The organism is Marinobacter arenosus (genome assembly GCF_019264345.1).
Classification (GTDB): domain Bacteria; phylum Pseudomonadota; class Gammaproteobacteria; order Pseudomonadales; family Oleiphilaceae; genus Marinobacter; species Marinobacter arenosus.
The window spans coordinates 1,802,599-1,815,572 of sequence record NZ_JAHVAO010000001.1 but is presented as its reverse complement, the minus strand read 5'-3'; the positions used below and the strand labels follow the sequence as shown (position 1 = coordinate 1,815,572).

12 protein-coding genes are annotated in these 12,974 nt (G+C 55.3%); 9 read left to right on the top strand and 3 right to left on the bottom strand.

What is annotated here, in order from left to right:
* The 7 genes from KXD86_RS08440 to KXD86_RS08410 all read left to right on the top strand — a co-directional run bounded on the left by KXD86_RS08440 (position 1) and on the right by KXD86_RS08410 (position 6,701).
* On the top strand, positions 1-300 hold the full coding sequence (locus tag KXD86_RS08440) for a hypothetical protein (protein ID WP_218635591.1): 300 nt from the start codon (positions 1-3) through the stop codon (positions 298-300).
* 51 nt (positions 301-351) lie between these two features.
* Complete coding sequence (locus KXD86_RS08435) at positions 352-1,017, top strand: MotA/TolQ/ExbB proton channel family protein (RefSeq protein WP_218635590.1); 666 nt, start codon at positions 352-354, stop codon at positions 1,015-1,017.
* 19 nt (positions 1,018-1,036) lie between these two features.
* Positions 1,037-1,567, top strand: a complete 531-nt coding sequence (locus tag KXD86_RS08430; RefSeq protein WP_218635589.1) for an ExbD/TolR family protein — start codon at positions 1,037-1,039, stop codon at positions 1,565-1,567.
* Positions 1,564-2,067 carry an ExbD/TolR family protein gene (locus KXD86_RS08425; protein WP_218635588.1) on the top strand — a complete coding sequence of 168 codons (504 nt, stop codon included), beginning with the start codon at positions 1,564-1,566 and terminating at the stop codon, positions 2,065-2,067. The genes KXD86_RS08430 and KXD86_RS08425 overlap by 4 nt, the downstream gene beginning before the upstream one ends.
* 12 nt (positions 2,068-2,079) lie before the next feature.
* Positions 2,080-3,021: an AgmX/PglI C-terminal domain-containing protein gene (locus KXD86_RS08420; RefSeq protein ID WP_218635587.1), complete on the top strand. Its 942-nt coding sequence runs from the start codon at positions 2,080-2,082 to the stop codon at positions 3,019-3,021.
* A gap of 72 nt (positions 3,022-3,093) precedes the next feature.
* Positions 3,094-6,009, top strand: a complete 2,916-nt coding sequence (locus tag KXD86_RS08415; protein WP_218635586.1) for a hypothetical protein — start codon at positions 3,094-3,096, stop codon at positions 6,007-6,009.
* Between the two features lie 14 nt (positions 6,010-6,023).
* A complete protein-coding gene (locus tag KXD86_RS08410) occupies positions 6,024-6,701 on the top strand; it encodes a hypothetical protein (RefSeq protein WP_218635585.1) in 678 nt (225 codons plus the stop codon).
* Here the strand turns inward: KXD86_RS08410 and KXD86_RS08405 are convergent.
* Positions 6,698-7,585 (bottom strand): chemotaxis protein, encoded by an 888-nt coding sequence (locus KXD86_RS08405; RefSeq protein ID WP_218635584.1) that lies wholly within the window; start codon positions 7,583-7,585, stop codon positions 6,698-6,700. The two genes, KXD86_RS08410 and KXD86_RS08405, sit on opposite strands and share 4 nt — an antisense overlap.
* A 283-nt stretch (positions 7,586-7,868) precedes the next feature.
* On the opposite strand from KXD86_RS08405, the gene KXD86_RS08400 reads away from it, so the two are divergent.
* The gene (locus KXD86_RS08400) at positions 7,869-9,215 is read left to right on the top strand and encodes a S41 family peptidase (RefSeq protein WP_218635583.1); all 1,347 of its coding nucleotides are present in this window, start codon (positions 7,869-7,871) and stop codon (positions 9,213-9,215) included.
* Between the two features lie 276 nt (positions 9,216-9,491).
* Positions 9,492-10,265 carry a hypothetical protein gene (locus tag KXD86_RS08395; protein ID WP_218635582.1) on the top strand — a complete coding sequence of 258 codons (774 nt, stop codon included), beginning with the start codon at positions 9,492-9,494 and terminating at the stop codon, positions 10,263-10,265.
* A 482-nt stretch (positions 10,266-10,747) separates the two neighbouring features.
* Here KXD86_RS08395 and KXD86_RS08390 read toward each other — a convergent pair whose 3' ends face one another.
* Both KXD86_RS08390 and KXD86_RS08385 read right to left on the bottom strand, forming a co-directional pair.
* The gene (locus KXD86_RS08390) at positions 10,748-11,599 is read right to left on the bottom strand and encodes a DUF4435 domain-containing protein (protein ID WP_218635581.1); all 852 of its coding nucleotides are present in this window, start codon (positions 11,597-11,599) and stop codon (positions 10,748-10,750) included.
* A complete protein-coding gene (locus tag KXD86_RS08385; protein WP_218635580.1) occupies positions 11,596-12,894 on the bottom strand; it encodes an AAA family ATPase in 1,299 nt (432 codons plus the stop codon). Before KXD86_RS08385 ends, KXD86_RS08390 begins: the two co-directional genes overlap by 4 nt.
* Positions 12,895-12,974 lie beyond the last annotated feature (80 nt).

The following is a 12,974-nucleotide window of genomic DNA, read 5'->3' as shown; positions in this document are numbered from 1 at the left end:
ATGCCAAGAATCAGAGCGCACCTCGCCGTTATCGCCGTCCTCGCGTCACTGGCCCTGGCACCAGGGGCCTCGGGGCAGGACAAGATTGACCTGGAAAGCACCTTTGTCGGTGACAAGGAGCAGCCCTCGGTCAGTTACTTCATTCCCTGGAAACCACCGGAAGGGCCCGATCAGCTCTACCGGTCAATCACCTCTGTGTCCGGCAAGGTGTTTGAAGTGGTGGACCGGGATATTCACTCAAGAACCATGCAGTTCTACGACGAACTTTCTCTGGAAGCGCCCCCGGGCACGTCCGAGTAAAGCAACAACCAAAACCGATCTATTCGATTAGCGACGTGTGGAGTACCCAACATGAACTTTTACTCAAGCATTGTTTCATTCTTCCAGGAAGGCGGCGCCTTCATGTTCCCGATTGCGCTGGTGCTGATGGTCGGCCTGGCCATTGCCGTTGAGCGCTGGCTGTTCCTCAAGCGTGCCTTCCATTCCAACAAGCACGCCTACGGTGAGCTGTTGCCTCTGATGCACGAAAACAAGTTCGACGAGGCCGAGAAAGTGGCCCAGGACAACGGTTCGGCCATCGGCCGCCTGGTGGCCGTGGCGCTGGATACCATGCGTGCGTCGCCGCGTCGCGACGACATTCACGCCGCCATGCAGGAAGGCGTCATGGAGAGCATTCCGCGCCTGTCCAAGCGCACCAACTACCTGTCCATTCTGGCCAACGTCTCCACCCTGCTCGGGCTGCTGGGCACCATCATCGGTCTGATCGCGGCGTTTACCGCGGTCGCCAACGCCGATCCGGCGGACAAGGCCACCCTGCTGTCTCAGTCCATCTCCGTTGCCATGAACACCACCGCGTTCGGTCTGATCGCGGCGATCCCGTTGCTGCTGATCCACTCCCTGCTTCAGAACAAGACGCTGGAAATCGTCGAGAGCATCGAGATGGCCGGCGTCAAGGCCCTGAACACCATCGTTCGCAGCAACCGTCGGTCCGTTAATACCCGTGAATCCGACGCCTGATCGAAGCAGGTAACCCGTTATGTTTGTAAAACGCAGAGAACTGGAAGAGTCGGACATCGATATCACCGCGTTCATGAACCTCATGATCGTTCTGGTGCCGGTGCTGCTGATGAGCATGGTGTTCAACCATATCTCAATTCTTGAGCTCAACCTGCCCGACCTGACCGGCGCCCAGACCGCCAGTGCCGAGGAAAACCGGCAACTGGAAGTGGTGGTGCGGGAGTCCGCCATCGAGGTTTATTACCCGAGCGGAAACCTGGTGAAGACCATCGACAAGGTCGAGGCCACGGACGACGGCAAGGAGGCGCATCACGATTTCCGCGCCCTGTCCGATGTCCTGCAGGAGATCAAGCGTCGGCTGGCGGCGAAAAACATCGCCAAGAAGGATGCCCTGCTGCTGTCAGAGCCCGGGGTAACCTATCAGTCCCTGGTGTCGACCATGGATACGCTGCGCTCGGCCAAGACGGTCGTCGTTGCCGAAGCCGTGGACGTTGAGCTGTTCCCGGACATCTCCCTGGGCGATGCGCCGAAGAAAGGAGGAAAGTCATGAATGAGAAAGTGACTTCCTTCGGACTTCAGAGCAGCGCCAAGTCGTTCATGAAACCGGCCAAGCTGAACCTGGTGTCGTTGATGGACATCTTCACCATCCTGGTCTTCTTCCTGCTGTTGAACTCCGGCAGCAATGAAATTCTCAAGGTCAACGATGTTGTCCTGCCGGATTCGACGGCGGAAGAGCGTCCGAAGGAGACCACCGTGGTGACCATCACCGAGGACGACATTCTCGTGGACGGCCGCCCCGTTGCCACCATTGACGAAGTGATCACCTCCAACGGCCTGATTGACGGGCTGATGGAAGAGCTTCGGTTCCAGGCGACCAAGCGTACGGAACTGACCGAGCGCGAGAAAACCCTGGGACGGGCGGTAACCATTCTGGGTGACCAGGAAATTCCCTACGAACTCCTGAAGCGGGTGATGCTCACCTGTGCCAAGGCAGATTATCGGGATCTTTCCATGGCCGTTTCCCGCGTTTCCAGCACCAGTGGCGCCTAACGGAGGGAATCGATGACTGCAATGACAACAACACCCTACGAATTCGCTCTGCCCTGGGACGCCAGTGGTGACGAAGACAGCCGCTTCAAACGCATTCTGAAACGACTGTTGCTGTTGCTCCTGTTGCTGGCCGTGGTCTTCCCATGGCTGCCGCTACCGGAGATTGAGCGCGAGGAAAGAGAACGGGTGCCACCGAGCCTGGCCAAGGTGCTGATCGAGCAGCGCAAGGTCGCACCGCCACCACCACCGCCCGAACCGGTCAAGCAGGAAGAGAAGCCTGAAACGGCGGAGAAAAAGGCCGCTCCGGAACCGGCGCCCGCCAAGGAAGTGAAGAAGGCCCGGGAAAAGGTGTCCAAGATGGGTGTGGCGGCCTTCTCCGATGAATTGTCTTCACTGCGCAGTTCGCTGGACGTGGCGAAGCTTCAGGCTCAGAACACCAACGTGAAAACCGGTGCTGCAGCCAAAGCGGCCCGCTCGGTGCTGGGAGCCACATCGGCCACCAAGACCAGCGGGGGTGTGAACAGCTCGGTGATGAACGATTCGGGCAGCGGCACACAGCTGGCGGCGCACTCGTCCACTGCCGTTGATAGCCCGATCGGCAGTGGTACCGGAGGCGGCGGCAGTGGCAGCAGCAGTGGCGGCTCCCATCGCTCCAGCGTGGACGGTGGCCGCGACATGGAATCCATCCGCCGGGTGTTCGAGCAGCACAAGGGCGCCATCTACGCGCTGTATAACCGGGCGCTGCGAAGCGATCCGGGGCTCAAGGGCAAGTTCGTGTTTCATATCGTGATTGAGCCGGACGGCAGCATCTCCAGCATCAATCTGGTGGACAGTCAGCTGGCGGATCAGAAACTGGAGCTCAAGCTTCTGGCCCGGATTCAGATGATTTCCTTCGGACCGGAGGATGTCGCAGCAACACCGGTCAATTACAAGTTCGATTTTATGCCTGGTTAATGGTCAACGGGCTCCGGCCATTCCCGGTCGGAGCCTGATTGACGTTGGATGTTCAGGCAGGGGAGTAGGATCATGCATACATTTCAAAGGAAGGCCCGCGGCCTCGTGCTGGCTGGTCTGGCCGCCGTCGGCCTGAGTGGTTGCTTTGAGGGAGAACTGAGCGATAACGATCAGGCCATCCTCTCTGACCAGCCCTTTGCTTACGTGGTCCGGAATTATCCGGAGATGGGGGATACGTCGTCAGTCAATATACGACCGCCCCTGGATCCGCGTGCGCCCTACGCCTTCAGGCCCGGGGCCAAGCTGATGGTGCGTGATCGAATTGCCCTGAGCTCCAGTGAGCGCAGCATCCTTGATGACTACTTCGGCAGTACCGCCTACGACGTCAAGGATCTGGACGTTTCACCGGACGGTGAGCGCATGGTCTTTGCGGCCCATGGTCCTGCGAACAGCCCGGACAACTTCACCTGGAACATCTACGAATACACCTTCGCGACAGGCACGATTCGCCGCGTTCTGGCGGACGATGACCTTGCGAATGCGGGTGAGGACACCAACCCGACCTACACCAACGAGGGCAAGATCATCTTCTCGTCCTCGCGCCAGCATGGGCGCGGTGACTGGCGCCTGCTGGACCTGCGCGAGTACCTGGAGGATTTCAACGAGCCGGCCTCGCTGCTGCACTCGGTGAACCCCGATGGCACCGAGCTGGCGCAGATTACCTTCGGCCAGTTCCACGACATCGAGCCGAGCACCATGAACGATGGCCAGGTCGTGTTCATTCGTTTTGGTCGGCTCTACGAGACCCTCCAGGACTGTACCCTCGAGAACATCGATAACCCCAACTTCAACCAGCAGCCCCATGGTGGCGGTTTCGGGCAGGGCAATGGCGGCAAATTCCCGTCCGGCCTGGAGCAGCCCAAGGAATGGACCGTGGAAGACAAGTGCGGTGCGTCGCTGGCGGGTGAGGTGGAAGGCGAGCGCGTCTTCGTGGAGGACGTGCTCAGCATGTACCGCATTACCCCCAGCGGCGGCAACGTGCACCGTTACTTCGGTAGCCTCAGCGAGGAATTTTCCGATGCCTCGTTTATCCACTACATGGATCCGATCCCGCTGGATGATGGCAACCTGCTGACCATCATGCGCCACGTCTTCAACCCCATCTATGGCGGCGATGTGGTGATGGTCAACAGTCAGAACTTCTTTGCCGTGGGCAAGCCCGTGGACGAGAGCGTGATCGGCGAAGCGGAAGAATCCATGACCCCCGGCCTGGTCAACTTCTATCCGAACCAGGTGTCGCCGGCGGGTTGGTACAGCGCCGTGGCGCCCTACGGCGACGGCTCCGGCCGGCTGCTGGCCAGCTGGGCCCAGTGCCTGATCTCAGACGCTCAGATCACCGGCGTTTGCGAAGGCTCATCGACCGTCGATAACCTGAGCGATCCCCAGTACGGCATATGGATGGTGGATCCGCAGCAGAACACCCGGCTGCCGGTGGTCCAGGGCCACAAACGCGCGCTGTACACCGACATCGTGATCGCCGATGCCAACGAACTGGCGCAGCCCTACACCGGTGACCAGCACTCCCTGAACCTGGAAGAGAACACCGCCGTGTTCCATATTCGCAGCGTCTACGACATGGACGGTGCAGACATGGCGGAATTGTATGACGGCGGGATTGAAACCCGTCGCGATCCTTCCCTGACCCACCCGGATGACCGGTCTGAGCGGTTTATCCGGGTGCTGGGCATGCGCGAGATCCCGCCTGAGCTTGAACAGGCTATCCTGACCGACCCAATTCTCAATCCCAGTGACGGCCCACAGCCACCGTTGGGCCTGACACCACTGGTCGGTTCCGGTAACCGGATACTTTACGACGTGCTTTCATACGGTATGGTTGAGCCCGATGGCTCCGCCATGGTGAAAGTGCCGGCCGACACCAGCTTCACCTTCGAGGTGGTGAACAAATACGGTAAACGCGTGGATCTGATTGCCGCCGAGGATTACAACTACAACTACCTGACCCAGCACCCGCAGTCGCTGTTGCTGGAGGACGGCCAGCTGCTGAAGTGCTACGGCTGCCACGATCCGGAAGTGGATATCCCGCACGCCCGCACGGACATTGAGCTGGCCTCGGCCAACCCCGGCGCGCCGGGGGATGCCATGCCGTTCCCGAACGCCAACCCCACCATCATTGCGGCCAACTGGAAAGACACCATGGCCGAAGCCCTGTTGAACTCGCTGGGCCAGCTGACCACAACCTGGGCGGACACCGTTCGCTACGAGGACTACTGGAGCAATCCCCCGGACGAGTCCCTGGCGTTCGAGATTCCCTACGCGGACCTGACCACGCCTGCGCCGGTTACCGACGCATCGTGCCTGACCAACTGGACCAGCGACTGCAAGGCCACCATCAACTACAAAGAGCACATCCAGCCGATCTGGAGAGAATGCCGGATTAATCCGAACACGGGAAATACCACGGCGTGCCAGAACTGCCACACGGCTGCCGAGCAGGGTGGCAAGCCATGTCCTGGCGACTCTGGTAGTGGAGCTTCAAATGGTCTGTTACTGGGCAACGGCAATGCCTCCTGGGATGGGCGCCAGCTTGAATCCTATGTCGAGCTGTTCGAGCCCGATTACTACCTGAAGCAGGAGAACGGCGAGTGGGTTGAAGTCGACCCGACCGTGGACGGTGCCTGTCCCGAAGGCGTTCAGGGTGACCTGACCGTGCTGCCGGATCCCGGCGTGTGCTTTGCCCGGCGTTTGATGAGTGCCCGGGGTGCCATCGCCAGCGCGCGCTTCTTCAGCCTGTTCGATGACGATCCGGACGACGATTTGTACGAAGTGGAAACCGCGGGCACCGATGCCATCCGGCAATCTCACATGGGCATGCTCACCGACGCGGAGCTGCGCCTGATTGCCGAGTGGCTCGACAGTGGCGCCCACCTTTACAACGACCCGGAAAAATTTGAGTTCCCGACACCCTAAGAAGGATAAGAAACGTGACAGTTGCAGTAAGCCAGAGCGACATCATAGACCTGGACAACTGGGCCGCACCGAATCTTGAGTTACAACGCCCGGGGTGGGAATTGCCGCCCCGGGAGACCTGGCAGGTGAACAGCAAGCTTCGGCAAACCAATGTGCGTGCCAAGACCAGCACCTTGTTCAAGCGGTTCAATCAGCACTACCTGTTGATCAGCACCCACCGGCGGACGAAGGAGCTGCCGGAACAAGTGCTCGACCTGACTTTCGTGGACCCGGCACCGAGGGAAGTGAAGGACAACCGATACAAACTCTGGTTCGTCGCGATCTGCCTGTTGACCCTGCCGGCGGCCATCTACTCGTTTCTGCCGGCTGCGCCCCTGTGGCTACTGGCGCCGGCGGTGGTGGCGCTGGGGCTGATGGCGCTGGCGCTGCGCCTGCGCCGGCATTGCTATGAATTCGTGGCGTTGAACAGCGATGTGGTGTTGTTCCGCCTGGATGCCAAGCTGTCTGACGAGGCCCGCCTGGCGCTCTTTATTGAGGGGCTGTGCGCAGGAATTACACGGGGTCAGAGCCAGTTGCCGACAGGCAAGCGCCGCATTCCCCTGGCCGTCGCGGAAATGCGTCGGTTAGCCGAGGAGGGCATCATCACCAAAGAGCAGTACGAAACCATCAAGCAAAACTGGTTCGGATTCTAGCCGGATTCCCTGGCGCCCCGCAGCATGGCCTGTAACAGCTCTTTGGCATCAAACTTGGTCAGCGCCTCATTGGCGCCGACCTGGTTCGCGTAACTCAGGCTCATCTCGCTGTTCAGTGAGGTGTGAAGAATCACGTAGGGCTGTTTCAGGGCCGGGTTATCCCGCACGTTGAACGTGAGTTCGTAGCCGTCCAGCCCGGGCATTTCAATGTCGCTCACCAGGATGTTGATGGGGCGGGCCAGTTCGTCGTCCTTCAGCAGAATCTGCAGCGCCTCGTCACCGTTGGAGGTGACCTGGTAGGAAATGCCCTTGCTGTCGAGAACGTCTGACAACTGTTTCCGGGCAACCTGGGAATCGTCCACCAGCAGGATGTTCAGGGCCTTCAGGGTTTCGCTCTCGACATCGGTGAGCCTCACATCGCGGGTCACCAGAGATTGCGGATAGACTTTGGCCAATAACAGCTCCACATCCAGCAACTGGATGATGTCCCCCTCGACGTCCAGCAGGCCAGTTATGAAGGCCCTGTCCCCCAGTGCCTTCGGTGGCGGCATGACATGCTTCCAGTCCGCTTCGATGATCTGGTGCACGCCCCGGACGAGAAAGCCGATCTCCTGGCGCTGAATGTCGGTGATGATGATCGACGCCTTTTGCTGTTCCTCCGGGGTGAGGGGAGGGTGGCCGACCGCCGCCGCCATATCGATCACTGGCACCGCCGAACCGCGAAACGTGGCCGTACCAATCACCGCAGGATGACTGTGGGGCAGCTTGCTCAGCCGCATGAACGGAAGAATTTCACGGATCTTCAGAGTGCCGATTCCGAACAGGCGGGAACCGGACAGCCGAAACAGCAGGAGTTTCTGGGCCTGTTTCGTTTTGCTGGACATGCGGCGGTATCCTTTCAAATTCCAAGCCCCGGGCACAGGCGCTTGATGGCGTATCGATTGGGAATGGCACCCAGGAAATCAACAAGCTGGCGGTGCCTCAGGTGTGTAGCCATAGTAGCAGCTTTGCCCTGAAGCAATATTTAACAGCTTTGTTTCAAATGGTGACCAGGTCTTTCAGAGGGTATCGACCGGAATCGGGAAGTCATTAGGCCGGATAGACCATCCTCTGGCCCATAATTGGCTACGCTGTAGGAATCAGGATCTCTACGAAGCGAAGGTCTCTATGCAACCTCGCCAAGGGCGCAACCAGTCCCGTTCTGTTCCCCATTTCAAAGACCTGCAGGGCGTCTGGCGTTCGCAAGGTTACGGCAAAATACTGGCCATAGAGGGGGATCGATACACGTTGTTTGAGGAAACGGCCATCAGCTGTCTCCCGCTTTACAGGGGCAACCTTCAGGAACTCGGTCATTATTACGAGGATCTGGCGGTGTCTCCGGGTGGTCAGGCGTTCAGTGCCCACCGGGTCAGTGGTGTGACGCGCATTGGCTTTCGCCGCCTGGCCGCCTTGCCCGCCCACGCCGCTGCCACCCCGACACAGGACCCGGCGGACCCGGAGTACAACTTCGAAATCTTTTGGCGAACCTTCGACGAGCAGTACGCGCTGTTTGACCTGAAAGGCGTGGCGTGGGACCAGGCATACCACACCTATCGCCGGCAAATTCAGCCCGGCAGCTCACGGGAAACGCTGTTTGCCACCATGGCCGCCATGCTGAGGCCGCTCAAAGACGGACATATCCGCTTGCACACGCCCTCGGGCCACTACAATGCCGGCGCCCACCCGGCCCTTTACCAGCGGCTGACACGGGAACTCGAAGACGCCAATGATGACCGCGAACTCGCCAGCTACCTGGGCGATCTGAAAGACTGGCTCCACGGCCTCATCCGAGAGGATTACCTTGCCAGCGGTGGCAGGCACGGCGGCAACCGTCTGGTGGAGTGGGGCCGCCTCAGTGAAGGTATCGGCTATCTGAATATCCGGGCCATGGCCGGCCAGAGCGGGAGGACCGGTGAACCCGCCGCTGATCTGGATGCCATCGACGGCGTGATGAAGGCGGTACTCGCCGATGTCGGCCACCTACCCAATCTGGTTGTCGATCTCCGCAATAACGGCGGCGGCTACGACGGCGTTGCCTTGCGCTTTGCCGCCTACCTGATGGATCGGAAACGGCTCGCCTTCACCAAGTCAGCTCGCCATGGCAACGGTTTCACCGGCAAACAGGCCATCTACGTTAACCCTGCCTCGGAAACCTACCGTGGCAGCCTGTTTGTGCTGACCAGCGAGCTGACGGCCAGTGCCGCGGAAATCCTCGTGCTCGCTTTGCTTCAGCACCCCCGTCTCACCCTGATTGGTGAGCCCACTCACGGCATCCTGTCTGACACCCTGGAGCGCCACTTGCCAAACGGCTGGCACCTGACCTTATCCAACGAAATCTACCGGGCTTTCGATGGCCAGGTGTACGAAGACGTCGGCATTCCTCCCCATATCCGTCTGCATTACCTCGGCCGAAAAGGGCGCGAGGAGGGCCGGGATCCGATGCTGGAGAGGGTGTTGAAGCTGGTCGGGGGGTGATGGTCGCGGTTTGCTTGCTGACTTTTATGGGGGGGGTAAACGAAAAAAGCCCCTGAAATCAGGGGCTTTTCTCTGGGTATTTGGTGGAGACGGCGGGAATTGAACCCGATGCCGCAGCCTTCCAAAGCGCCACAGAGAACCACAATTCATGCCAAAACAGTTATTTCCGAAAACTGAAGTCCACTGAAAACCACACACGCTCACGGCTATGTGGACACTTTGTTGACACCTTCAGTTACGAAAACGTCCTGCCAATCTTGTCAGCAAATGACTAGTATGCTCATTAATTACATACATCTTCCGGGATCAAAGGAGCTGATTTTGAGATTTACAGGGACCGTTCTCGCTGTATTTGTTGCCAACCTGCTCACCATCGCCCTGCTAGCAGGCGCTTATTTTTTTCTCAAGTCCGACAACGGACAGATGATGCTCTATGAGATGGGGTTGCATTCCTTATTCATGGCTTCAATCGTTTCTCCTGGAGACAGATCTGAGCGAAAGCCTTCCAGCGGATTTACTCAGCAACGTCTCTCCGACATGCAACCGATGACTGTCAGGCCAGGTTCGTCGAGCACCAAAACCTCTCAGGCGACTCAGCCATCTAGTACGACGACTCAGCAATCTAGCGATCGGCAAAGAAACCAATCGGCCATCAGGTCCAGTTTGAAAATGTGTCGTTTCTGGAATGCTGAGTACCTCAAGGACGGTGCCCCACAGAGCAAAACCTACCGGGATGCAGCTTGCAAACGCTACGAGCGCTTCTCTGGGCGTGATAGTAGCAATGTAGTGAATCTGGCTAGCTCTTCTTCAGTTCCTTCACAGACGTCTTACCAGGAACAGCAGGAGATTAGAGATCGTGAACGAGAGGAAGAGCGCAAGGCAAAAGAGAAGAGAGAGCATCACCTCTACTGCGAGCGCCTAAGCGATCGGGTCGATCATTACGATTCCCTTTTAAGACGCGGCGGTTCAGCTCACTACGTAAACCGACTCAGGCGCGAAAGGCGGGATCTAAGCCTGGAGTACTCCCGTAAATGCCTGCTTGGTCAGTAGGGCATATAAGCGATATCTCACGCTGAGTTGGGACTTGTTCTCTGGTTTCCATCTTGGCGGCTGTCAGAATAGCGCCTGAGCCATTCGGTTAGGACGACCAGGGCTCACCGCCGGCAAGGATGCCTGGCAAGCGCGACACCTGCAAGGTGGTGTGACTGGTCAGGGAGAGATCTGGCGCCAACTGTTAGAAGGTAAATCTGTCCCATTTTCCCCTGTGGTGGCCGGAGGCGGAGTCCAACCACCGACACGGGGATTTTCAATCCTATGCGAGAGCTGCCCAATATCCCACAGTGCTGCACAAACAGCCACTTAAGGGAAATTGGCCCCACACGGAGCCACTCAAAAATACAATGGCGTGGACACTGCGAGGACACCAGTCGTTACCTTCATCAGATCTCACGCTTATTGTGTAAGTTGTCTCTTAATCCCTCTAAGCTTGAGGATACGGAGGGCTTCCCGGTTTTCATGTTTTCTTCAATCAATCAAGCGAGCGACTTTGTTGCTTCAGTAACAGCAGAATCATAATGCTCCTTGTGCCTATGGGAGCTAAAGTGTGATTCAAAGTTTTGCATGCAACTGCTAAATATATCCTCAGCTTTCACTGATACCTTTTTTCTACGTTTTTTGATCTGGCTATTTATCACTCTAATAGTGGCGCTCAAAAGAAAGTGACCTCTGACTATATCCATTGAGTCCATGTTAGAGTCACGTATTAGCTCTTTGGCTTGACGAATTTCATCTTGATTAAACTTGTTTTTTACTTCACGGATGAATAGCTTCAATTTTTCTTCACATACCTCTGCTGATTGAGGCGTCTTCATAAATCTTGCGCAGTTTTCCCCGAGGATTTTTACTCCCTTTCGAAAGCGATTCGCAGCAATTTCAAGTTCGATTAGTTCTTCAATTTCATCAAAGAAATTCTCCAGCCAGTCCTGAAGCTCTTCCTGGATCTCATTCAGTTCGTTTCGGGAACATCTTCCCAAATGAAGAACCATTTTCGAGAGAGAGCCTATATCAATTATAGAATTCTCTATTGAGTGGCCAGCTGTGTAGATCACCCGAGGGTGTTTGCACTCTTGTCCATCAAACCTTAGATAATCGGCGTCTCTGCAAATTATAATTTTTGCATTTTCATTAACGACCGAATCTTGGTAATCATCTATTTGACCGGATCCAAATTTTTGCTCAACTTGTACTGATTTAAACCCCAAATTATGGAAGACTGATTCCCAAAAAACTATATCGTCCTCTCCTTCGACATATACAACATATTCTTTGTCATAGAACTCGTTTAAAACATTTAACGCTGCAGAGGAATATCTTAAACCACTCATTTTACGATATTCTCCATTTTGATCAGAGAGTTTTCGTACTTTCCAGCAATTTCTGGAGAGTGGGTTGCAACGATAATTTGCGCGTTAGGGTTTAACTCTCGAATAGCAGGTATTATTTTTTGTTGCCATTCTATGTGCAGTGATATCTCTGGTTCATCTGCGAGAAATACAAAAGGCTCTTCTCTTTGAAGCAGAGCTTCTGTAAGTAAAATGATTAGCTGTTTTTCGCCAGAAGATAATCTAGTAATGTTTATTTCTGATCCATCTATCGATACCGTTAGATCTTCGTAGCTATCTAGTTTAAACTTTTTGTCCTTTATAAAGCTTTGAAGAACACTTAGGTATTTCTCGATCTTTGAAAAAATCTTTTTGGTTTCAGTTTCAGCGTCAAGCGATAGTTCTACGATCGACCTTGTTGTTTTCAATGACTCCAGTGGTGCAAGGTTAAGCGATGTAGTTGATGATGTTTCTTTCTTTTCTGAATCTTCAATAAAGGTTTTAACTTCTTTTACAGTTTTGTCAATTATGGAAACGTGCTTTGATATCTTTCTACGCAAAGGCCCATCCAAAACGCCTAGTTGTCTATAGGCAGTTTTTAGCTTGCGTTCTTCGTCTTCTTTATTAAAGTCCAGATCATAACCGATGTCGTTAGACTGTCCGTCGTAAAGAAGTGAGGCGAGTACGTCTTTCTGCAGCTTTTCAGATACTTGTCGAGCCCTATTCGATAGCTGAAGCTGGTAGTGGGTCAATCCTCCCATTAGCTCCTTGAGCCTCTCGTCAACAGGTGAGAGGGGTTGCATTCCTCTCCTGGAGCGATCCGGTATGTCAATATTCGAGTTCTGCTCTTGCCGAGTTCTGTATACTGTCAAGCTTGACGTCTTGACTATTTTGCTTAACTCCTCTTTTATTGTTTGCGACTGCAGAAGCATGCTTCTTCTGTATCGCAGAGGCGCTCTTCTTGATTCCTCATGACTCACAAGTCGCATTGAGTGAGATTTGTTCGATATTTTGTAGTTTATAGTGGGGAATGGTAGAAGGTCTTCAAATTCTTTTGTTGCTCGAATTGTTTTTCTTTTATTTCCTGTCTCACTTTTTAGCTTTATTTTCACTTCATCAAACTCATGCTCGAAAAGACCTTCTGTGTCTACGGTTAGCACAGAATGCATGATGTTCATGAATGTCGTCTTACCTGTGCCGTTTCGGCCTATAATTATATTAACATTGTCTTTAAATGATGCTTTAAGGGATTTCGTTCCCCAAAACCCTTTTAGCTCTACCTCATATACTCTAAACATTTCCGTCCTTTGATATTTCTTTCTGAAGGGTTCAGCATAATTTTCATGCTATTGCTATTTGGAAGTTTCGATTGCAGGCA